Origin of the sequence: Pseudomonas sp. DCA-1, assembly GCF_046523955.1 — a bacterium.
Lineage (GTDB): Bacteria > Pseudomonadota > Gammaproteobacteria > Pseudomonadales > Pseudomonadaceae > Aquipseudomonas > Aquipseudomonas putida_Y.
This window is the reverse complement of record NZ_CP169881.1, coordinates 945,758-966,534: the sequence shown is the minus strand read 5'-3', so window position 1 is coordinate 966,534 and position 20,777 is coordinate 945,758. Positions and strand designations below refer to the sequence as shown.

Here is a 20,777-nt window from a genome sequence, read left to right as displayed (position 1 = left end):
ACAGCAAGCCCCGCAGGCTTCGGACCTTGGGCAGTACCTGTGGGGGCGGGCATGCCCGCGAAGAGGCCGGCAATGCAAATGCTGCTGGCCCTGCTGTTGCTGGTAGCGATGCCTCTATGGGCCGCCGAACCCAAGGAGCTGGACTGGCCCGCGCTGATCCCTGAAGGTGCACCGGTCATCCCGCCGCAACTCACCCCGCTGCACGATATGTCACAGCTCAGCAACGCCCTGTCTGCCGAATCCGCCCCACCCGCGCGCCAGCAGGCGCCCGATGCGCCAGTGGTAAAAAGCCTCGACGGCCAACAGGTCAAGCTGCCCGGCTACATCGTGCCACTGGAGGTCAGCGAAGAAGGCCGCACCACCGAATTCCTTCTGGTCCCTTACTACGGTGCGTGCATCCACGTGCCGCCGCCACCGCCGAACCAGATCGTGCATATCTTCAGCGAGATGGGCGTGCGCGTCGAAGACCTCTACCAGCCCTACTGGATCGAGGGAAAGATGCAGGTTAGAGCTTCCAGCAGCGAGCTGGCCGACGCCGGTTACCAGATGGAAGCCGAGAAAATCTACGCTTATGAGCTGAGATGAGAACTGTTTCGAATTCGTGAAGACGCTTCGTTGAGCTGGGTCAAACTTTCCGCTCAACCAGCTCCGTACCATTGGACTACTCGATTAATAACGTCCTTTGGGAGCTTCCATGAACAAGTCCTTGCTGGGTGCCTCGCTTGTGGCCCTTGCGCTCGCCGCCCCTGCCGCCCACGCCTATCAGGCGGGGGACATGATCCTGCGCGCAGGCGCCATCACCACCGCCCCGAACGAGAGCAGCGGCGACCTCAAGTTCGACGGTAACAAGGTGTCGGGCACCAAGGCGACCCTGGACAGCGATACCCAGTTGGGCCTGACCTTTGCCTACATGCTCACCGACCACATCGGCCTGGAGCTGCTGGCAGCTACCCCGTTCAAGCACACCGTCGCCGTAAAAGGTCTGGGCGGCGGGCTGGACGGCAAGCTGGCGGACATCAAGCAACTGCCGCCGACGCTGTCGCTGCAGTACTACCCAATGGAGCCGAATTCGCGCTTCCAGCCGTACGCTGGCGTCGGTATCAACTACACCCTGTTCTTTGACGAAGACTTGAGCAGCGCACGCAAGCAACAAGGCTTCAGCAACCTCAAGCTGCAGGATTCGGTAGGTATCGCCGGCCAACTGGGCATGGACTACATGCTGACCGACAACCTGCTGGTAAACGCCTCGGTCTGGTACGTCGACATCGATACCAAGGCCAGCGTCAACGGCCCGACCGCCCTTGGCTACAGCAAGACCAAGGTCGACGTTGACGTCGACCCGTGGGTATATATGGTCGGCCTTGGCTACAAGTTCTGACCTGAACATTGCAGGGCGGCCTCGGCCGCCCTCGCGCGTTGCAGCCATAGCCAGTAGCACAGTGCGACCGCACTGATGCCCATGCCAAGCCCACACACGGCAACCCAGCCCCAGTGTGCAAACACCCAGCTCGCCAACACCGCCCCCAAACCGCTGCCCAGCGAATAGCAACACATGTAGGCGCCGATCAAACGGCTAGCCATCGCACCACGCCCGGCCAGCAACAGGCTCTGGTTGGTGACATGTACTGCCTGCACGGCAAAGTCCAGCATCAGCACACCCAGCACGAAGGCCAGCAGTGAATGCTCGACGAATGCTGTTGGCAGCCACGACAGCGTCAGCAGGGCCAACGACACCCCGGTGGTACGCTCACCCCGCCCATGGTCGGCCAGACGACCGGCATGCGAAGCCGCCAGCGTACCCGCCACACCTGCCAGGCCAAACAGGCCAAACAGGCCGATCTCGGTATGGCTCAGCGCCAACGGCGCAGCGCTTAGCGGCATGACCATGGCACTCCACAGCACGCTGAATGCGGCGAAGATCAACACACCGAACACGCCGCACTGGCGCAGCAACCTGTCGTGCCGATACAAGCTGAACTGGGCCACGATCAGCGCCCGGTAACCTGGCCGGCTTCCCATCGGCTGCCCGCCGGGCAGACTGCGCCACAGCACCAGCGCCAGCAACATCAACAGCCCTGCGGCGACCAGGTACACACTTCGCCAACCGGCCAGGTCGGCAAGCCCGCCCGAAGCCAGCCGTGCCAGCAGGATACCCAGCACCACACCACTGGTGACAGTGCCTACCGCCTGCCCTTGCTGGCCAGGTGAGGCCAGGCTCGCGGCATGAGCCACCATCACCTGCACCATGACGGCCATCAACCCGGTGATAGCCAGCGCCAGCAGCAATATTGCCCAGTTCGGCGCCGTGCCAACGCCGACCAGCGCAAGCGTCGAGAACAGCAACTGGCCAAGCAACAGACGTTTACGGTCGACCAAGTCTCCGAGCGGCACAATCAGTAGCAGCCCCAAAGCGTAGCCCGCCTGGGTCGCGCCGACTACCCAGCCAATCTGCTGCTGCGCCACCCCCAACTCAGCAGCCATCGACTCAAGCAGCGGTTGAGCGAAGTACACCGTCGCCACAGCCATCGCACTGGTGGTGGCAAGCAACAGGGTTAACCAGCGTGTCAGCGAAGGTGTCATCGAGCAAGCCTCTGGAATCTGGTTTCAATTTGAAACCACCCGCTGGATATTTAACAAATGTGGTTTTAATCTGCAACCAGATAATCAAGACAGGCGTGCCCCATGCTCGATGAAAACAATGCGCAGTGCCCCGTGGCCCGGGCTCTGGAGGTGCTGGGTGACCGTTGGGCGCTGATGATCCTGCGCGATGCCTTTGACGGCCTACGGCGTTTCAGTGAATTTCAGAAGAACCTGGGGCTGGCGAAGAACATCCTCACCTCGCGGCTAAAGCTGTTGGTGGAAAGTGGGTTGCTGATGACACAGCCGGCGTCGGATGGCAGTGCCTACAAAGAGTACGTGCTGACCGACAAAGGGCAGTCGGTCTTTCCAGTGGTGGTTGGTTTGAGGCAGTGGGGGGAGCGGTTTCTGTTCGAGGCGGGTGAAACGCGTTCGGAGCTGGTGGACGGCGTGACGGGGCAAGCGCTTCAAATATTGCAGGTCCGCAGCCAGGATGGGCGGGCCTTACATCCCGAAGATTGCCAGCGCAGAAGGGTGCGGCATGGGTGATTTCAGGGCCGCGGCGCAGCCCCGAGGGGTTCAGCCTTTACCGAGAAGCTTTGCCAGGCCTTCAACCATCGGCGTCACCTGCGCAAACTCGAACCGCGCCAACAACCGCTGGTTATCCGCTCGCGAATGGCGGATATCACCCGATCGCGCCGCCGCATAGCTGATCGCTGGCAAGCTCCCCACAACCTTCTCCAGCGCAGCCAGCAACTGGTTCAGTGAGGTCGCCTGGTTCAGCCCGATGTTCACCGCCCCCTCCTCGACCTGCGGCTGCTCCAGTGCCTGCACCATCACCTGCACCAGGTCGCCCACGTAAAGGAAGTCCCGGGTCTGCTCGCCGTCCCCGAACACTGTAATCGGCAAGCCCTGCACAGCACGCTCGCAGAAGATGCTGATCACTCCGGAATACGGCGAGGAAGGGTCCTGCCGTGGCCCGAAGATATTGAAGAAGCGAAACACCACCGGCTCCAGGCCATGCTGGCGGCGGTAGAAGTCCAGATACTGCTCACTGGCCAGCTTGTCCACGGCATAAGGGGTCAACGGCGCCTTGGGCGTGTCTTCGGAAATCGACTCCCCTTCACCATTGTTGCCGTACACCGCTGCGCTGGAGGCGAACAGCACCCGGCGCAGGCCATGCACGCGCATGGCTTCGCAAACGTTGAGGGTACCGATGAAGTTACTCTGGTGGGTACGCACCGGGTCTTCGACCGAGGCCTGAACCGACGCTACCGCTGCCAGATGCACCACAGCACGGCAGCCAGCCGCAGCCTGAGTGACCAGCCCTGCATCGGCAACATCACCTTCGATCAGTTCCAGCCGTGGGTGGTCGACCTGCAGGTTGCTTCGCCGGCCGGTGGAGAAGTCGTCGAGAATGCGTACGGCGTAGCCTTTGCCCAACAACGCATCGCACAGGTGGGAGCCAATGAAGCCGGCACCGCCGGTGATCAGGATGGGGGCGTCAGCCATGGCGGTAGAACCGGTCCAGTAGAGGTGGCAAGCCAGCGCGCCAGGCACGCGGCTTGATACCGAAGGTATGAAGGATTTTCTTGCAGGCAAGTACCGCGTGCTGTGGCTCTTCGCTGGCATCCGGGCGCGCGGCATGGGCCTGCGGCGTGGGGGCCTGAACGGCCAGCTGGCGGTATTGGCCGGCCTCGGCGAGGATCGCCTGGCCCAGCGCCAGCGGCGTGGTCGCCTCATTGCCAGCGTAATGGTAGGTGCCCCACAGCGGCGCATTGCAGTCGAGTTGCTTGAGCACCGACAGGATCACTCGGGCGGCATCATCGACCGGCGTCGGATTGCCACGTCGATCATCGGCCAGCAGCAGCTCCTGTGGCTGCTCGGCACGGGTCAGGAAGCGTCCCAACGCGCCATCGATACTCTCGTCCAGCAACCAGCCAAAGCGCAGCAGCACATGCTGCGGGCACGCCGCGCGCACGCTCTGCTCGATGCGCCAAAGGGCCTGGCCACGCAAGCCCAGCGGCACTGGCTCGTCCTTTTCGCTATAGGCCGTTGCCCGCGCACCATCGAACACACGGTAGCTGGATGGCTGCACCAAGGTGATCTGATGGTGCTGGCACAGCTCTGCCAACCGCTCCACCGCCCGCTCCTGTTGGGCCAGGCGCTGCTCGCTGACCGACTCGGCCTGGAACCAGTCGAAGTAATAGGCCAGGTTGACCAGCGCGTCGGGGCGATGGTCATCGAGCAGCTGAGTAAGGCTTGAGGGCGCCCAGCCGTTCTCGGGCGGGCGCGGTGCCAGGAATGCGATGTCCTCCTCGGCCCCAAGACGAATCAGCGCTTGCCCGAGGGCATTGCCACCACCCAACAGCATTAGGCGCATACGCATAGAGTCAGCAGATCCGGAGAGGTTGATGAAGTAAAGGGGTTATTTTGCGGTTTCCTGCCCGGGAAGTCCAACACCGGCCCCGTTGGATGCCGCAGGCGGGAGCGATTCCACAGTTTCACCGCTCAATACCGCCACAGACAGAAATCTCCTACGACATACGAGGAATGGGCTGACTTCCACGTATCGGCATAACTGCATTGAATAGTCGACTCCCCACTTGCCGGCCAGGGAGTTTCACATAAAAACGACAAGGAACGTTCAATGCCTCATTCGGAAGCTGCCTACCTGGATTTCTACCCAGAGCAAAGCCAGGCCATAGCCTTTGCAAGCCAAACCCTTGCTGATTTGGGTGGACCGGAGGCTAAAGGAGTAGCACTTCAGGCTCGTATATTCGCCGATCAACTCGAAAAAGCCTTGAGTGAAGAACAGCGTGCGCTCCTCCGGCGCTTCAGTGAAGGCCATCTATCTGCCTTGATGTACAGGCAGATGCACTGTGCCAACGAGCCAATACCAGAATACCTACCCGACATTACCGCCCTGGCGCAAAGCCCTCGCTGCCAATACCTTGCCTCGCGCAATCAACTGCTGCTGGAACTCGTACGCCACCGCAGTTTCGCCTTCGATATCGACAACGATGGCAAACAGGTCCGCCTGGTCGGCAACTTCAAGGGCGGTGGCCGCGTCCCGCGCCCCGACGAAGATCCCTGCCTGGAGGTTGAAACCAGCTCGCATGCGGGCTTGCGCTTGGGGCCACACACTGAAGCACCTTACAACTGCTCAACAAACGCCAGCAACGCTCACTCCCCTGCTCCCTCAGCACTGATTCTCACTGCGCGCTGGAACCCCGCCAATGAACCTACGAATGTCTTCCCACTCCGGGAAATCATCGAACGCTTGAGTAACCTGGACACACTTGCGCTGACTTCAAAGTCTTTCGACTTCACACGCAGTGACTGCTTCGCTCAGGGACAGGGCAATGCTGGCAAAGCAGTTTCAATGCTGCAGTTCGAGCCCAATGGTGGTTTCTCTGTTCGATACAACAGCTATCGCTTCAGCCTGAATGAACGTGCCTGCAACGCTGCGGCGCGCGCGTTCAACGCCTTTCAAAAAGCACTGAGCACTGCGCAACCGCTGACGTTTGCCCTGCAACCTGACAGCGCATTGTTGATCAACAACAGCCGAGCCTTGCACGGCCGCGACAAGGTCCAGGACAACCGGCGCCTGCTTATCCGTCAATTCGGATACTCCCCCTTCGCCGTACCGTTGGTGCTCGCTGAAGACCCGCTGCTGGTCCGTGGTTGAGCACAGGAAAATACCCCATGATCGAAATCGACTTGACGTTTGTTCTGCTACTCGCACTGGTTGCACTGATGGCCGGCTTTTTTGATGCTATCGCCGGCGGCGGTGGCCTTATCACGCTCCCGGTGCTGTTTATTGCCGGTGTAGAACCCTTGGCAGCTATTGCCACTAACAAGTTCCAGGCAGCTTCGGCTACGGTTTCGGCTACGTGCGCCTTCGCCCGCAAAGGCATGATCGACTGGAGACGAGGCAGTCCCATGGCTGTCATGTCGTTCATCGGTGGGGCGTTGGGAGCCTTGTCGATAACTTACGTCCCCAAAAGCGTTTTGCAGGCGTGCGTCCCACCACTGCTGATCCTGATCGCCGCCTACTTTGCCTTCAGTCCAAAGCCGAATGAACAAGCGCGCAAGGCAAAGGTATCGACTAGCCTATTCTGCGTGACGGCTGCACCAATCATTGGCTTTTATGACGGCATCTTCGGCCCTGGAGTCGGCTCGTTCTTCATGCTGGCTTGCGTGGTCCTCTTGGGCCAGCACCTCATTCAAGCCGTATGCACCAGCAAGCTTTTGAACGCAGCCTGTAACCTGGGCGCATTGTCAGTTTTTTCTCTCAGCGGGGCGATCATCTGGCCGCTGGCGCTGGCAATGGCGCTCGCCGCCTTTCTGGGCGCGCAATTGGGGGCACGCTGCGCAGTACGCTTCGGCTCACGCCTCATAAAACCGCTGCTGGTCAGCGTCTGCTGCATCATGGCACTCAAACTGCTGCTCGATACGGGCAACCCGCTCGGCGAATGGCTCAACCAGTTCTTCTAGAGAGCACCATGCACATTCAAAAGGCTTCCCCGCAGCGCGTGAAGTGGCAGTTTGATGAGCCCGCCCCAGGCAAAGAGCTGTTCATCAATGAAGTCTTTGGAAACTACCAGCAACAGGCGCGATTGCTGGTACCTGATATCGAGCGCGCAGCTCCAGCATTCGTTTTGGGGGGCGCGCGTTCCGACTTTACCCGGCTCAACCCCCTGCTTTATCGCCTGCAAGCCGCAGGCATTGGTTCACTCACTGGCAATCTGTCAGGCCATAGCCTCGCCAGCGAGCCAGGCGCATTGTCACCGTCACTGGCTACGAACCTTGATGAAGCACAGCGTTTCCACGCGCATATCGCGCCTCGATGCCGAACGCTCATAGGCCACAGCCTTGGCGCGGCAATTACGCTCAAGCTTGCAGCACAGTTGCCACAAGTGGACAACATCGTATTGATCTGTCCAGCAGTTTATCCAGACCACGCCTACCAGGCGCCGTTCGGCCCAGCATTCACTGCTGCCATCAAAAAGCCTTTCGGTTTTCTGGAGAGCGATAGCTACACCTTCCTCAACCAGTTTCGTGGAAGAGTATTGATGGTGATCGGCGAGTACGACGGGCTCAACTCCCAGAGATTCGGCAAAGGCCCTGGCACCAGCGCTGGCAACCTGTGGATTGCCGGCACTGAACGCTATAGCCCGATTCCTGAAGAAGTTACCCTCGCCTTGATGCGAGCAGTTTCAGCATCGCGCTTGCAATGCCTGTTTCTTACCGACTGCGACCATGGCATCGCGGCACATTTGCGCAGGGCTCCCGCGATAGCGGACCAGGTTGCGGACGCAGTAGCAGCGTTCATCCTCGACAATGCTTAAGGCGTTGAGCATTACTCGATCTCGAACAGACCATCGCGCAACGGCGCCACACTCAACCGCTTACGCACATCGTCGTCTATGCGTGGATCATCCGGCCGGTACAGTTTCACCTGCCGATACGCATTGATGCGATTGATCTCCTCGCCCAGGTATTCCCATACCACCCGGGTACAGGCAGGGTTGCGCCGGTCGCCGCTGGATACGCCGGCCTTCAGGCCATTCAACCGGGTGATGCGGCTTTTGAAGCTGGGGATGAGGATGGTCTGGCTCATCTCGTTGAACGTCAGCGACTCGTAGTCGATGAGGAACATCCGGTCCTGCAACTGGAACGCCGCCCCCAGGTAGCGACAGCGTACCTCGGCATGCTGATCGGTAGCACTGGAGCGTTCCTGCCGTTCCTGGCGCTCGAACAGAAAACGGCCGCGCTCTTCCCACAGGTGCACCAGCGACACGAGGATCGTGCCCGGTACCGACATGCAGTTGGAATACTCGAAGTAGTAACCGCAATAGCGCGACAGATTGCCCGCATGTTCGTGCAACGGGCGAAACAACTCGCTGATCGGGTCACTGGGCTGCTCGGCCAGGGTCGATACCCGCGCACCGATCAGACGGGCGAACTGCTCGGCGGGCAGGTTCAGTTCGTAATCCTCGACACCGAAGAAGTCGCCAATGCGCTTCAGGTTGAAAGCCGTCGGACGGCTTTGCCCGCTCAGGTACTTGTTGAACTGCGCGCGGTTGATCGAGAGCTGGCGGCAAACTTCTGAAATAGAGCGGTAGTGGCTGCAGGCGAGTTTGAGGTTGGTAGCGAAGTGATCGCTCATATGCGGAATCCAGGTGACGCGAATGACGCCATTGTAGCATCAAGTCGCATCAAGTCAGAGCAATCCGCGAAATTGTAACCAGTCTTGTCATAGCCAACCATGCGCCCCAACGAATAGCGGTGCGCCTGCCGTCCGCTGGTCTTTCCACACGAAGAATAAGAATCGAGGTCATTTTCCAATGCTCGAAGTAATCAACGATTTCCTTTCGGGGAAACTCCTCATCGTGCTGATCGTAGGGCTGGGTAGCTACTTCACCATCCGCTCCCGGTTCGTCCAGTTCCGCCACTTCACCCATATGTTCAGCGTGTTCAAGGAATCGCTGCGTGGCCAGGCAGGCCAGCTGAGTTCCTTCCAGGCCCTGATGCTGAGCCTGGCCGGCCGCGTGGGTGCCGGCAACATCGCCGGTGTCGGTATCGCAGTGACCCTGGGCGGCCCAGGCGCCGTGTTCTGGATGTGGGTCACCGCACTGGTGGGCATGTCCAGCAGCTTCTTCGAATGCACCCTGGCCCAGGTTTACAAGCGCGCTGATGGCGACGGCCTGTACCGTGGCGGCCCGGCCTACTACATCCAGCACGGGCTGAAGCGCAAGAGCATGGCCATCGTGTTTTCGCTCTTGCTGCTGGTCACCTACGGCTTCGCCTTCATCGGTCTGCAGTCGTACACCATGACCCACTCGCTGCAGAACGCCTTTGCCTTCGACCCAAGCCACAGCGGTATTGTCCTGGCCGTGCTGCTGGCCATCACCTTCATCGGCGGTATCAAGCGCATCGCGGCGGTGTCGGACCTGCTGGTACCCGTCAAGACCCTGGCCTACATCGGCGTAACCTTGTACGTGATCGGCACCCAGATCGAACACGTGCCAGCCATGCTGGAAACCATCTTCAAGAGCGCCTTCGGCCTCGACCCTGCTTTCGGCGGCCTGCTCGGCAGCGCCATCGTCATGGGTGTGAAGCGTGGCGTGTTCGCCAACGAAGCAGGCCTGGGCAGTGCGCCGAACGTCGCTGCCGTGGCTGCCGTGAAACACCCGGGCGCGCAGGGCGTGGTCCAGGCCTTCAGCGTGTTCCTCGACACCTTCCTGATCTGCACCTGCACCGCACTGCTGATCCTGCTTTCAGGCTTCTACACCCCGGGCTTCGAGGGCGACGGCATTGTCCTGACCCAGAACTCGCTGGCCGCCGTAGTCGGTGACTGGGGTCGCGTGTTCGTCAGCGTGGCGCTGTCGCTGTTCGTCTTCACCTGCATCCTCTACAACTACTACCTCGGCGAGAACAGCCTGCAGTTCCTCAGCCGTAACCGCGTAGTGTTGATGGTGTTCCGTGGCCTGGTCCTGGCACTGGTCGTGTGGGGTTCGATGCAAGACCTGTCGACCGTGTTCGCCTTCGCCGACATCACCATGACCTGCCTGGCCTTCGTCAACCTGGTGGCCCTGGCCCTGCTGTTCAAGGTCGGCCTGCGAGTCATGCGCGACTACGACGACCAGCGCAAGGCCGGTGTAAAGCAGCCTGTGTTCGACTCGTCCAAGTTTGCCGACCTGGACCTGGACCGCAATGCCTGGCCTGCCAATCCTCAGGTGGAAACAGCCACTGACAAAGCAGTCGGCCAAGTTCAGCCGCAGCGCTGATATCCTCCCCTGCCCAGCCGCCCCTTCCGCGGGCGGCTTTTCTTTCTCCGCTCACCGCTACGGATGCTTTCCATGCGCGCAGTAAAGAATCTTCTCGTTCTCTATACCGGTGGCACCATCGGCATGCTCGAAACCCCCGAAGGCCTGGCACCGGCCGGTGGTTTTGAAGCGCGGATGCGTGAACACTTTGCCCAGATGGCCAATGCACCGCGGGTGCAATGGACGCTGCAAGAGCTGGACCCGTTGCTCGACAGCGCCAACATGCAACAACACAACTGGCTGGCGATGCGCGATGCCATCGTCGAGGCGGTGGATGTAGCGGGCCACGATGGCGTGCTGGTGCTGCACGGTACCGACAGCATGGCCTACAGCGCTGCAGCGTTGTCGTTCCTGTTGCTTGGCTTGCCCGTACCGGTGTTGCTGACCGGCTCGATGCTGCCGGCAGGTGCCCCGGACAGCGATGCCTGGGACAACCTGTGCGGCGCATTGCGCCAGTTCGAACAAGGCCTGGAAGAGGGCGTGCAGCTGTACTTCCACGGTCAACTGCTGCATGGCTGTCGGGCGTCGAAGCTGCGTAGCGAAGCGTTCGATGCCTTTGCTGCGCTGCCGCGCCATCGTGACGCTGAGCGGGCCGATACGATCCCTGCCGAGCTGGGCTACAGGCAGCCGCGCAAACCGGTCAACCTGGCGGTCGTGCCGGTTTTCCCGGGGCTGCAGGCCGGGCATTTGCAGGCCTTGATCGACAGCGGTGTGCAGGGTTTGTTGCTGGAGTGCTACGGCAGCGGTACCGGGCCGTCGGATGACCAGGCGCTGCTGAATGTGCTGAGCGCAGCGCGCCAGCGCGGCGTGATGCTGGCGGCTATCAGCCAGTGCCCGGAAGGCTCAGTGGTGTTCGACACCTATGCAGCGGGCAACCGCTTGCGCGGGGCCGGGCTGGTCAGTGGCGGTGGCATGACCCGTGAAGCGGCACTGGGCAAGATGGTGGCACTGCTGGGCGCTGGGTTGGATGCCGACGCAGCAGAGCACTGGTTTGCCCTGGATCTGTGTGGCGAGCGGGCTTGATCAGCGCCCTTGAGGGCCTACGACGATAGGGTTTCCTGTGTAGGAGCGGGTTCGCCCGCGAAGAGGCCCTAAAGCGTGAAAAATGGCGGAAGGCAGCGGGAGTCGAACCTGCCCGGGAACGGCTGCCGTCCCCAACCGGGTTTGAAGCCCGGCCGCGCCACCGGGCGCGATTGCCTTCCTTGAACTCAGTGCCTGACCTGCTGTTGGGCCAGGGCGCTGTCGGCGCGGATGTGACGCTGGTCGGCCACCCTCCGGGTCAGGCCGATGCGGTCGAAGTATTCCAGAATCTGCACACTGCGCTTGCGACCGATGCCCAACATATCGCGAAACGCGGAAACCTGCACTATCGTCGTTTCGCTGGCCTGCTCCAACATCAACGCTGCCATGCGCTGTAGCGTCGCCTCAGGGTAGAACAGGTCGCGCACTACCTGATGCACCAGGCCCAGCCGCGCCAACTTGCGCAGTAACAGGCGCACATCGGCTTCGGCACGGTTCTCCTCACTCGCCAGTGTCCTGACCCAGGGTGGGTCATATTGCCCTGCGATCAACTTCGGCTGCAGACGCGCCCACAATGCACTGTCGGCTTCGCTCAACTGCACCTTGTGATCGGGCAGATGCAGCCATGGCCCGCTGCTGGCGATGGCGCTGTCGTCGAGCAGCTCATCCAGCAGGCTGACGAATGCCGGCCGCTCCAGGGGCAAGGCTACAAAGCGCCGCAAGCGATCCCGGTCAGGGCCGAGCTGGTCGGGCTCTTGCTCGTGAAAGCGCGCCAACTGTTCCAGAACCTGCTGCTTGAGCGCCAGCCATTGGGCATTGGCGAACAACAGTTGGCCCTGCCGGGTGGCCACCACCCGCACATCGTCCGGTAACTGCCAGGTTTCCCGCAGGCGGTTGAACTGCCGCTCGAGTCGCTGCGGACTAATACCGCCCGGTGCACTGGCGAGCAGTGCTGGCAGCGCCTGCTCCAGATCCGCTGCATCGCGCAGTACCTGCAACTGCTGCAGACGGGCATCGCTGCGGCGTTGGCGGCTTGGTGCGAACGGGTCGAGCACCTTGCCGCCGCCCAATGTGCGCTGAGCGCGCTGATCGCGCAGCACCAGGCGGTCTCCGTGCACAGCCTGCAACGGCGCGTTGAGCAGCAACTGGGCAAACATGCGTTGGCCGGCAGCCAGGCTTTCGCCTTCGAGCAAGGCAACCCGGGCCGTGACATCTTGGGTGCCGAGGTGCACATGCACGGCGCTGAAATGTTCGAAAGTACGCGTCTCGTCTGGTAACAGGTGCAACTCGATATCCACCCGAACACTGGGCGCATGCAACCATTCGGGCACCAGCCAGTCGCCCCGGCGCACCTGCTCCACAGCCAGGCGTTCGGCAGCGATGTTCAGCGCCACCCGTTGGCCTGCTTCTGCCACCAACGCGGCCTGGTTCTGCGCATGCAGGCCACGCACGCGCACCACCTTGCCGGCCTTGCCCAGCAGCAACGTATCACCTGCACTGACCCGCCCGGCCAGTGCCGTGCCGGTGACCACCACACCCGCGCCGGTAACCGCAAAGGCACGGTCGACGGCCAGGCGAAAACCACCGTGCACACTGCGTTGCCGCGTACCTGCTTCGGCCTCCAGCAGGGCCTGGCGCAACGCTTCCACGCCCTCCCCGCTGATGCTCGACAGCGGAAACTGCCGCGCACCGGCATACGCCCCAGGCGCCAGCAGCTCACTGACTTGCATCTGCACCTCGGCCAGGCGCGACGGCTCGACCCGGTCGCATTTGCTGATCGCCACCAAGGCCTGGGGAATGCCCAGCAGCTCGATGATCGCCAGGTGCTCACGGGTCTGCGGCATGACCCCGTCGTCGGCAGCCACTACCAACAGCACCACGTCGATACCATGGGCGCCGGCCAGCATGTTGTGGATAAAACGCTCGTGGCCCGGCACATCGATGAAGCCGGTCAGCGGCGCGCCTTCGCTCAGCGCCGCATAGCGGTAACCAAGGTCGATGGTCATGCCACGGGAACGCTCCTCCTGCCGCTGGTCGCCGGCTTGGCCGGTTAGCGCCTGTAGCAGTGCGGTCTTGCCGTGGTCGATGTGGCCTGCGGTTCCAACGATCACTGCACTGGCCCCAGTTGCAGGGCTGGCAACTGGGCCAACCACTGGGCTTCGTCATCCAGTTGGCGCAGGTCCAGCCACAGGGCATCGTCGTCAATGCGGCCCAGCACCGGCACCGGCAGGTCGCGCAGGGCTCGTTCCAGTACATGCAGGCTGCGCCCACGCAGCTTCTTCGACACTTGCGGGCGCAGGCACAGCGCGAAACTGGGCAAGCGCGCAACCGGCTGGCTGCCACTGCCGATCATGCCCAACGCAGGCTCTACACTGATGGCCCATTGCTCACCGAGGCGCGCCTTGAGTTCAGGCGCCAGGCGCTCGGCCTGGGCCTGGATCTCGGCCTGGTTGCGAGTCAGCAGGCGCAGGCTGGGCAGCCGCTCGGCCAGGCGATCGGGGTTGCGGTACAGCGCCAGCACCGCTTCGAGTGCAGCAAGGGTGATCTTGTCGACGCGCAACGCACGCTTGAGCGGATTTTTCTTGATCCTGGTGATCAAGTCCTTGCGGCCGACGATGATCCCGGCTTGCGGACCACCCAGCAGTTTGTCGCCACTGAAGGTGACGATATCGGCACCATCGGCCAGGGCCTGGCGTACCGTGGGTTCGGCGGGCAGGCCCCAGCGGGTAAGGTCGAGCAGGCTGCCGCTGCCCAGGTCTTCAAGCAGCGGCAATTCATGTTGGTGGGCGATACGTGCCAGCTCGGCAGTAGGCACCTGGGTGGTGAAGCCCTGGATGCTGTAGTTGCTGCAATGCACCCGCATCAGCAGGCCAGTGCGCGGGCCGATGGCGGCCTCGTAGTCGCGGGCGTGAGTACGGTTGGTGGTGCCGACCTCGTGCAGCTTGACGCCGGCACGGGCCATGATGTCGGGAATCCGGAAGGCACCACCGATCTCGATCAGCTCGCCGCGAGAGATGATGCCTTCCTTGCGTGCGCCCAGGCTGTTGAGCGCTAGCAGCACGGCGGCGGCATTGTTGTTGACCACGGTGACGGCTTCGGCGCCGGTCAGCTCGCGGATCAAGCCCTCGATCAGGTCATCACGGTCGCCACGTTTGCCGGTGGCCAGGTCGAATTCCAGGTTGAGCGGATAACGAGCGGCGGTCTGCATGGCCTCGATGGCTTCTTCCGGTAGCAAGGCACGGCCCAGGTTGGTATGCAGCACGGTCCCGGTGAGATTGAACACGCGGCGGACCTGACTGCGTTGCTGGAGGGCGAGGCGTTCTGCGCTGCGGCCAAGGAGGATTTCCGGGGCCAGTTCGGCGCTGCCGAGTTCGCCATTACGGGCGGGCTGGCGCAGGTCGTCGAGCAACTGGCGCAGGGTAGTCAGCACGGCGTCGCGACCGTGGCGGTCGATCAGCGGGAGACAAGCCGGGTGGCGCAGGAGGTTATCGATGGACGGCAGGCGTGGGGTGTCGCTGGCTAGGCTGTTGGACATGCGGTACTACCTTGGACTGATCCGTTGTCTGTGCTGGCCCATTCGCGGTGAACCCGCTCCTACAAGTACAGCGTCATCCTGAAGGTTGGCGCAATTACCTGTAGGTACGAAGGCAAGTCGGTGTTTCAGTGTAGACCCTCAACCGCTACCCGGGGCGAGCATCAGGTTGGGCGCCAGGCGATGGAAACCCTCCCCGTCCAGGCGTATATCCAAGGCCAGGCTGGCCAGGTCGTCAGCCAGCGGCTCGGCCGCCGCATCGTTCTCCAGGTAGTTCTGCTTCAGGTAGCTGTCGCAACCAGGGCAGCACTCGGCGCGCAGCGGCGCTTTGCCTGGTGCATGGCGGTCATCCTCAAGGCTGGTGTAACGCAAATCCTTGCTCGACTCGCAGTACACGCACTTGACTCGCACAACATGCCACTCGCAGGCACACAACGAACAGGCCAGGTAACGCAAGCCGTTGTGCTTTCCACGGTTGCGCACCACCCCGGCCATCGCCGGCGAACCGCAAGCCGGGCATTGGGCCAGGCTGCCGGCTGGCTTGAGCTGGTGTGCGGGCAGCGCCAGCAACCAGCTGGACCAGGCTGCCTGCAACGCGGCCCCGAGGAAGGGCACCAGTGCTGCGGGCACACCATCGTACTGGCCTGCCAGCAAAGCAATGCCCCAGCCCTTGCGCTGATGGTCATCACTGCCTCGCAGCAGCTGCAGCGCCTCACCCAGCGGGCCACTGCTTTCGCTGTTGAGGTGCTCAAGCAGTGCCTGCAACCAGACCAGCCACGGCCCTTCACGCACCAGACTGTCAGCCGCCAGCGGCGGCAAACCATGATCCATGCACAGGCGCTGACGTTCCTCGGCCACCGGCAGACCGCCGGGCGGGTTATCCACAAGCTGCTGCTGGATGCGGCATAACCGCGCGATCAGCGTCAGGTAGTCGCCAAGCGCGTTGCCTTCAGCCAGATGCTCCAGGCGCGCGGCGCGCAGTTCAAACAGGTTGGCGGCAGGCAGGTGCAGAAATGGCGGCGTGACAGCCGACGCTTCGATCTGCCCGGGTTCGAGTATGCTGCTCAAGCGCTCATCCTTCTTTTCGTCCGTGATCACCCGGCGTCTTGTCGCCGGTCACTTCGCGGTACCACAACTCATGATGCTTGCGTGCCCAGGCGCGGCTGACCCAGCCATGCAGCATGGCGCTGATCGAGCCCTTGATCCAGATGCCGGCGTAGATGTGCACGATGATGCTGAGAATCAGCACGAAGGCCGCCAGCGCATGCAGCAGCGCAGACAAGCGAATGGCATCGATGCCAAACCAATGGCTGAAGTATGCCCGCCAGATCACCACGCCACTGACCAGCAGCACCAGCATGCACACCAGCAGGGTCCAGAACAGCAGCTTCTGCCCGGCATTGTACTTGCCGACCGGCGGCACACCCTCCTCCTCGTTGCGCATTACCCGGTCCACGCGGCGCAGCCACAGGCGGTCGTTGGCGGTGATGAAGTTGGCCCGCCAGAAGCGCAATACCAGGCCGAGGAAGAACACGAACATCGCTACCCCGAGGAAGGGATGCAGAATGCGCGTCCACGGCCCGCCGCCGAACAGGTTGCTGAGCCAGAATAGCGCCGGATGGAACAGCGCAAGCCCCGACAGCCCAGCCAGGATGAACAGGATCGCCACCACCCAGTGGTTGCTACGCTCGTTGGCGTTGTAGCGCAGTATGGGTTTGTTGTCGTTCATGGCCGCTGCTCCCCTTGCCCACCGGGCTGCTTCGGATCATAGACATGGACCGACGGGTCCACTTGATGCACGCTTTCGTCCGGCGGTGTCGGGTGCTCATCCTCCTCGACACGCTGAGGGCCGATCCGCACATAGTGGAAGAACCCCGCCAGCACCGCCGCGCCCATGGCCAACAGCGCCAGCGGCTTGGTGAAGCCCTTCCACAACCCCACCAACGGGCTGATCACTGGCTGGTCCGGCAGGCCGGCATACAGCTTCGGCGTGTCGGCATGGTGCAGCACGTACATCACGTGGGTGCCACCGACGCCGTCCGGGTCGTACAACCCGGCGTTGTCGTAGCCCCGCGATTTCAGATCGACGATGCGCTCGGCCGCATGCACTTTCATCTCGTCCTTGCTGCCGAACACGATCGCACCGGTCGGGCAGGTTTTCACGCACGCCGGCTCCAGCCCCACGCTCACGCGATCGGAACACAGGGTGCACTTGTACGCCTTGTGGTCTTTCTGCGAGATGCGCGGGATGTTGAACGGACAGCCGGTGATGCAGTAGCCGCAGCCGATGCAGTGGTCCTGGTTGAAGTCGACGATACCGTTGGCGTGTTTGATGATCGCACCAGGGCTTGGGCAGGCCTTCAGGCAACCTGGGTCGGCACAGTGCATGCAGCCATCCTTGCGGATCAGCCACTCCAGGTTGCCGTCGTCGCGCTCATGCTCGGTAAAGCGCATCAGGGTCCAGGTCTCGGCCGTGAGGTCCTGGGGGTTGTCGTAGGTGCCGTGGTTGTGGCCAACCTCGTCACGCAGTTCATTCCACTCCGAGCACGCCACCTGGCAGGCCTTGCAACCGATGCACTTGGTAGTGTCAATCAGCTTGGCGACTTCCTGCTGCTGACGCACCGAGGGCGGAACGGTAGTGGTGGCCGAGCGGGCGATGATGTCTTGGCTGGCCATCAGAGTTTCTCCACTTTGACGAGGAACGACTTGGACTCTGGCGTCTGCGTGTTGCCATCACCGAGGAACGGCACCAAGGTATTGGTCAGGTAGCCATGCCGGGTAACGCCGGTGAAGCCCCAGTGCAGCGGGATGCCGATCTGGTGCACGGTCTGATTGTTGACCTGCAGCGGGCGAATCCGCTTGGTCACCACCGCCACCGCATCGATATGCCCACGCTTGCTCGACACCCGTACCCGGTCGCCGGCCTTGATGCCTTTCTCGTTGGCCAGCACCTCGCCGATCTCGACGAACTGCTCGGGCTGGGCAATGGCGTTGAGCCGGCAATGCTTGCTCCAGAAGTGGAAGTGCTCGGTCAGCCGGTAGGTGGTCGCCGCATAGGGGAACTCGTCGTGCGTGCCGAGGGTGTCCCACACGGAATCGAAGATGCGCCCGGCCGGGTTGCTGGTGGCCTTCTTGTTCTGCGGGTGCAGCGGGTTGATGCCGATCGGTGTTTCGAATGGCTCATAGTGCTCGGGGAACGGGCCTTCGGCCATCTTGTCGATGGCAAAGAAACGCGCCACGCCTTCAGGGTTCATGATGAACGGATTCATCCCAGCCTCGGGCGGCGAGTCGACCTTGAAGTCCGGTACGTCGGTGCCGGTCCAGGCCTTGCCGCTCCACCACACCAGGCGCTTTTTCTCCGGGTCCCAAGGCTTGCCTTGCGGGTCGCTGGACGCACGGTTGTAGAGGATGCGGCGGTTGGCCGGCCAGGCCCAGGCCCAGTTCTGTACCTGGTGCATGCCATACGGGTCGCTGTTGTCGCGGCGAGCCATCTGGTTGCCCTGTTCGGTCCAGCAGCCGGCGAAGATCCAGCAGCCAGACGCGGTGCTGCCATCGTCCTTGAGCTGGCCGAAGCCCGCCAGTTGCTGGCCCGCCTTGATCACCGCGCCAGTCGGGTCGGTGACATCGGCCACCGCCCAGCCGTTCATCTCCTTGGCCAACTCCTCCGGGGATGGCTCCTCAGGTATCTTGTACGGCCAGCTGATGTTCATTATCGGGTCGGGATAGGTGCCGCCCTCGGCCTGGTAGCGTTGGCGCAGGCGCAGGAACAACTCGCTCATGATGTGCACGTCGGTACGGGTCTCGCCCGGGCCGTCTGCGCCCTTCCAGTGCCATTGCAGCCAACGGCTGCTGTTGACCAGCGACCCGTCTTCCTCGGCGAAGCAGGTAGTGGGCAAGCGGATCACTTCGGTCTGGATATTGGCCGTGTCGACGTCGTTGAACGGCCCGGCATTGCGCCAGAACTCCGATGTCTCGGTAGCTAGCGGGTCCATGACCACCAGCCACTTGAGCTTACTCAGCGCCGCAGTGACACGGTTCTTGTCCGGCAGCGCTGCAATCGGATTGAAACCTTGGCACATATAGCCGTTGACCTTGCCCTGGTCCATCATCTCGAACATGCGCAGCACGTCGTAGCCCGGCACGTCGAGCTTGGGTAGCCACTCGTAGCCCCAGTTGTTTTCTACCGTGGCGTTGGCCCCGTACCAGGCTTTCATCAGGCTGACGTGGAACTTGCCGTAGTTCTGCCAGTACGACAGCTGGCCCGGGCGCAGTGGCTTGGAGGCGCGTTTGTCGATGTAGGCGGCGTAATCCTGCTCGGCATCGCCGGGTAAGGTCAGGTAACCCGGCAGCAAGTTGGACAACAGGCCGAGGTCGGTCAGGCCCTGGATGTTGGAGTGTCCACGCAACGCGTTGACCCCTCCACCCGGCATGCCGACGTTGCCCAGCAGCAACTGAACCATGGCCGCGCTACGAATGATCTGCGCGCCGATCGAATGCTGCGTCCAGCCGAGCGCATAGAGGATCGTCATGGTCTTGCCCGGTACCGAGCAGGAGGCGATCTCTTCCCAGACCTTCATCATGGCGTCCTGTGGCATGCCACAGGTCATGCTCGCCAGTTCCGGGGTATAGCGGCTGTAATGCTGTTTCATCAGCTGGAACACGCAGCGAGGGTGCTGCAGTGTCGGGTCGACCTTGGCATAGCCGTCCTCGCCCAGCTCGTAACCCCAGCCGGACTTGTCGGCGTACACACGCTTGGCCTCGTCGTAGCCGCTGAACAACCCGTCCTCGAAGCCGTAGTTCTCTTTGACGATGAACGACACGTCAGTGTAGTTGCGCACGTACTCGTGCTGGATCTTGTCTGTGCTAAGCAGATAGTTGATCAGCCCGCCCATGAAGGCGATGTCGGTACCAGTACGGATCGGTGCATAGTAATCCGCCACCGAAGCGGTACGGGTAAACCGCGGGTCGACCACAATCAGCCGCGCCTTGTTGTGCGCCTTGGCCTCGGTCACCCACTTGAAGCCGCACGGGTGCGCTTCTGCTGCGTTGCCACCCATCACCAGGACCAGATTCGCGTTGGCGATATCGGACCAGTGGTTGGTCATGGCGCCACGGCCGTACGTCGGGGCAAGACTTGCCACCGTCGGGCCATGTCAGACACGTGCCTGGTTATCGAACCCCAGCATGCCTGTTGCGCGGATGACCTTGTGGGTCAGGTAGCCAGCCTCGCTGGAAGCGGCGGAAGCGGCAAGAAAACCGGTGGAGAGCCAGCGGTTGACTGTTTGTCCTTGGGCGTTCTTTTCGATGAAGTTGGCATCGCGGTCCTGCTTCATCAGGTCGGCGACGCGGTCGAGCGCCTCGTCCCAGCTGACCCGCACCCATTCTTTGCTGCCCGGCTTGCGAACCTCGGGGTACTGCAGGCGGCTCGAGCTGTGGATAAAGTCCAGCAGGCCGGCGCCTTTCGGGCAGAGGGTGCCCCGGTTGACCGGGTGGTCGGCGTCCCCTTCGATATGAATGATGTTCTGTTTGACGTTTTTTCCCGCATCACCCTGGCTGTACATGATCAGGCCGCAGCCGACCGAACAGTAGGGGCAGGTGTTACGGGTTTCTTTGGTATGCGCCAGCTTGAAGTGACGCACCTGCTCGGCGAATGCCGGCGTCGGGGCCATGCCCAACGCTGCAAGGCTCGAGCCTCCAAGGCCGACGGCGGCGACCTTGAAGAACTGCCGACGGTTCAGGTCCATCGTGCACTCCTGATCAGGTGGTGGACGCACGGAACATTGCCGGCGCCTCTTGGTAGTCACGGTGGCGGC

18 protein-coding genes and 1 tRNA gene are annotated in these 20,777 nt (G+C 62.2%); 8 read left to right on the top strand and 11 right to left on the bottom strand.

Annotated features, from left to right (window positions below; all coding sequences use genetic code 11):
* The first annotated feature begins 72 nt into the window (after nucleotides 1-72).
* Complete coding sequence (locus tag ACE4QZ_RS04720; protein ID WP_028697796.1) at nucleotides 73-585, top strand: DUF3299 domain-containing protein; 513 nt, start codon at nucleotides 73-75, stop codon at nucleotides 583-585.
* A 109-nt stretch (nucleotides 586-694) separates the two neighbouring features.
* A complete protein-coding gene (locus tag ACE4QZ_RS04715) occupies nucleotides 695-1,378 on the top strand; it encodes an OmpW/AlkL family protein (protein WP_021783920.1) in 684 nt (227 codons plus the stop codon).
* On the opposite strand, the gene ACE4QZ_RS04710 is transcribed toward ACE4QZ_RS04715, so the two are convergent.
* Entirely contained in the window at nucleotides 1,366-2,580 is a 1,215-nt protein-coding gene (locus tag ACE4QZ_RS04710) for an MFS transporter (RefSeq protein WP_410480402.1), read from the bottom strand. The two genes, ACE4QZ_RS04715 and ACE4QZ_RS04710, sit on opposite strands and share 13 nt — an antisense overlap.
* A 102-nt stretch (nucleotides 2,581-2,682) precedes the next feature.
* Between ACE4QZ_RS04710 and ACE4QZ_RS04705 the strand changes: the two genes are divergently transcribed.
* Nucleotides 2,683-3,126 (top strand): winged helix-turn-helix transcriptional regulator, encoded by a 444-nt coding sequence (locus tag ACE4QZ_RS04705; protein ID WP_103443409.1) that lies wholly within the window; start codon nucleotides 2,683-2,685, stop codon nucleotides 3,124-3,126.
* A gap of 30 nt (nucleotides 3,127-3,156) precedes the next feature.
* Here the strand turns inward: ACE4QZ_RS04705 and ACE4QZ_RS04700 are convergent, their stop codons facing one another.
* Both ACE4QZ_RS04700 and ACE4QZ_RS04695 read right to left on the bottom strand, forming a co-directional pair.
* Complete coding sequence (locus tag ACE4QZ_RS04700) at nucleotides 3,157-4,089, bottom strand: NAD-dependent epimerase/dehydratase family protein (RefSeq protein ID WP_021783917.1); 933 nt, start codon at nucleotides 4,087-4,089, stop codon at nucleotides 3,157-3,159.
* Nucleotides 4,082-4,966 (bottom strand): sugar nucleotide-binding protein, encoded by an 885-nt coding sequence (locus ACE4QZ_RS04695; RefSeq protein WP_021783916.1) that lies wholly within the window; start codon nucleotides 4,964-4,966, stop codon nucleotides 4,082-4,084. Before ACE4QZ_RS04695 ends, ACE4QZ_RS04700 begins: the two co-directional genes overlap by 8 nt.
* A 261-nt stretch (nucleotides 4,967-5,227) precedes the next feature.
* Between ACE4QZ_RS04695 and ACE4QZ_RS04690 the strand changes: the two genes are divergently transcribed.
* The 3 genes from ACE4QZ_RS04690 to ACE4QZ_RS04680 are packed head-to-tail and all read left to right on the top strand — an operon-like array spanning nucleotide 5,228 to nucleotide 7,931.
* Nucleotides 5,228-6,268, top strand: coding sequence for a TauD/TfdA family dioxygenase (locus tag ACE4QZ_RS04690; RefSeq protein WP_028697800.1), 1,041 nt, complete (start codon nucleotides 5,228-5,230; stop codon nucleotides 6,266-6,268).
* A 17-nt stretch (nucleotides 6,269-6,285) separates the two neighbouring features.
* Nucleotides 6,286-7,077 carry a TSUP family transporter gene (locus ACE4QZ_RS04685; protein WP_021783912.1) on the top strand — a complete coding sequence of 264 codons (792 nt, stop codon included), beginning with the start codon at nucleotides 6,286-6,288 and terminating at the stop codon, nucleotides 7,075-7,077.
* Between the two features lie 8 nt (nucleotides 7,078-7,085).
* On the top strand, nucleotides 7,086-7,931 hold the full coding sequence (locus ACE4QZ_RS04680) for an alpha/beta hydrolase (RefSeq protein WP_028697801.1): 846 nt from the start codon (nucleotides 7,086-7,088) through the stop codon (nucleotides 7,929-7,931).
* 11 nt (nucleotides 7,932-7,942) lie between these two features.
* Here the strand turns inward: ACE4QZ_RS04680 and ACE4QZ_RS04675 are convergent, their stop codons facing one another.
* Entirely contained in the window at nucleotides 7,943-8,752 is an 810-nt protein-coding gene (locus ACE4QZ_RS04675) for a helix-turn-helix domain-containing protein (protein WP_021783910.1), read from the bottom strand.
* A gap of 178 nt (nucleotides 8,753-8,930) precedes the next feature.
* On the opposite strand from ACE4QZ_RS04675, the gene ACE4QZ_RS04670 reads away from it, so the two are divergent.
* Nucleotides 8,931-10,373 (top strand): alanine/glycine:cation symporter family protein, encoded by a 1,443-nt coding sequence (locus tag ACE4QZ_RS04670; protein ID WP_021783909.1) that lies wholly within the window; start codon nucleotides 8,931-8,933, stop codon nucleotides 10,371-10,373.
* A 63-nt stretch (nucleotides 10,374-10,436) separates the two neighbouring features.
* The gene (locus tag ACE4QZ_RS04665) at nucleotides 10,437-11,435 is read left to right on the top strand and encodes an asparaginase (RefSeq protein ID WP_021783908.1); all 999 of its coding nucleotides are present in this window, start codon (nucleotides 10,437-10,439) and stop codon (nucleotides 11,433-11,435) included.
* 83 nt (nucleotides 11,436-11,518) lie between these two features.
* On the opposite strand, the gene ACE4QZ_RS04660 is transcribed toward ACE4QZ_RS04665, so the two are convergent.
* The 7 genes from ACE4QZ_RS04660 to fdnG form a co-directional block, all read right to left on the bottom strand.
* Nucleotides 11,519-11,614, bottom strand: a tRNA-Sec gene (locus tag ACE4QZ_RS04660).
* Between the two features lie 6 nt (nucleotides 11,615-11,620).
* A complete protein-coding gene (gene selB, locus ACE4QZ_RS04655; RefSeq protein ID WP_279935158.1) occupies nucleotides 11,621-13,543 on the bottom strand; it encodes a selenocysteine-specific translation elongation factor in 1,923 nt (640 codons plus the stop codon).
* Nucleotides 13,540-14,967 (bottom strand): L-seryl-tRNA(Sec) selenium transferase, encoded by a 1,428-nt coding sequence (gene selA, locus ACE4QZ_RS04650; protein ID WP_410480401.1) that lies wholly within the window; start codon nucleotides 14,965-14,967, stop codon nucleotides 13,540-13,542. The genes selB and selA overlap by 4 nt, the downstream gene beginning before the upstream one ends.
* Before the next feature lie 138 nt (nucleotides 14,968-15,105).
* A complete protein-coding gene (fdhE, locus tag ACE4QZ_RS04645; protein WP_021783905.1) occupies nucleotides 15,106-16,032 on the bottom strand; it encodes a formate dehydrogenase accessory protein FdhE in 927 nt (308 codons plus the stop codon).
* A 4-nt stretch (nucleotides 16,033-16,036) separates the two neighbouring features.
* Nucleotides 16,037-16,693 (bottom strand): formate dehydrogenase subunit gamma, encoded by a 657-nt coding sequence (locus tag ACE4QZ_RS04640; protein ID WP_021783904.1) that lies wholly within the window; start codon nucleotides 16,691-16,693, stop codon nucleotides 16,037-16,039.
* Nucleotides 16,690-17,640, bottom strand: coding sequence for a formate dehydrogenase subunit beta (gene fdxH, locus ACE4QZ_RS04635; protein WP_021783903.1), 951 nt, complete (start codon nucleotides 17,638-17,640; stop codon nucleotides 16,690-16,692). The genes ACE4QZ_RS04640 and fdxH overlap by 4 nt, the downstream gene beginning before the upstream one ends.
* Nucleotides 17,640-20,708 carry a formate dehydrogenase-N subunit alpha gene (gene fdnG, locus ACE4QZ_RS04630; protein WP_143514742.1) on the bottom strand — a complete coding sequence of 1,023 codons (3,069 nt, stop codon included), beginning with the start codon at nucleotides 20,706-20,708 and terminating at the stop codon, nucleotides 17,640-17,642. The genes fdxH and fdnG overlap by 1 nt, the downstream gene beginning before the upstream one ends.
* Between the last annotated feature and the right edge of the window lie 69 nt (nucleotides 20,709-20,777).

Bases quoted from the DNA above. Each gene is read 5' to 3' on its own strand.
- ACE4QZ_RS04720 (WP_028697796.1), top strand. From the start codon at position 73: ATGCAAATGCTGCTGGCCCTGCTGTTGCTGGTAGCGATGCCTCTATGG.
- ACE4QZ_RS04715 (WP_021783920.1), top strand. From the start codon at position 695: ATGAACAAGTCCTTGCTGGGTGCCTCGCTTGTGGCCCTTGCGCTCGCC.
- ACE4QZ_RS04710 (WP_410480402.1), bottom strand. From the start codon at position 2,580: ATGACACCTTCGCTGACACGCTGGTTAACCCTGTTGCTTGCCACCACC.
- ACE4QZ_RS04705 (WP_103443409.1), top strand. From the start codon at position 2,683: ATGCTCGATGAAAACAATGCGCAGTGCCCCGTGGCCCGGGCTCTGGAG.
- ACE4QZ_RS04700 (WP_021783917.1), bottom strand. From the start codon at position 4,089: ATGGCTGACGCCCCCATCCTGATCACCGGCGGTGCCGGCTTCATTGGC.
- ACE4QZ_RS04695 (WP_021783916.1), bottom strand. From the start codon at position 4,966: ATGCGTATGCGCCTAATGCTGTTGGGTGGTGGCAATGCCCTCGGGCAA.
- ACE4QZ_RS04690 (WP_028697800.1), top strand. From the start codon at position 5,228: ATGCCTCATTCGGAAGCTGCCTACCTGGATTTCTACCCAGAGCAAAGC.
- ACE4QZ_RS04685 (WP_021783912.1), top strand. From the start codon at position 6,286: ATGATCGAAATCGACTTGACGTTTGTTCTGCTACTCGCACTGGTTGCA.
- ACE4QZ_RS04680 (WP_028697801.1), top strand. From the start codon at position 7,086: ATGCACATTCAAAAGGCTTCCCCGCAGCGCGTGAAGTGGCAGTTTGAT.
- ACE4QZ_RS04675 (WP_021783910.1), bottom strand. From the start codon at position 8,752: ATGAGCGATCACTTCGCTACCAACCTCAAACTCGCCTGCAGCCACTAC.
- ACE4QZ_RS04670 (WP_021783909.1), top strand. From the start codon at position 8,931: ATGCTCGAAGTAATCAACGATTTCCTTTCGGGGAAACTCCTCATCGTG.
- ACE4QZ_RS04665 (WP_021783908.1), top strand. From the start codon at position 10,437: ATGCTTTCCATGCGCGCAGTAAAGAATCTTCTCGTTCTCTATACCGGT.
- selA (WP_410480401.1), bottom strand. From the start codon at position 14,967: ATGTCCAACAGCCTAGCCAGCGACACCCCACGCCTGCCGTCCATCGAT.
- ACE4QZ_RS04640 (WP_021783904.1), bottom strand. From the start codon at position 16,693: ATGAACGACAACAAACCCATACTGCGCTACAACGCCAACGAGCGTAGC.
- fdxH (WP_021783903.1), bottom strand. From the start codon at position 17,640: ATGGCCAGCCAAGACATCATCGCCCGCTCGGCCACCACTACCGTTCCG.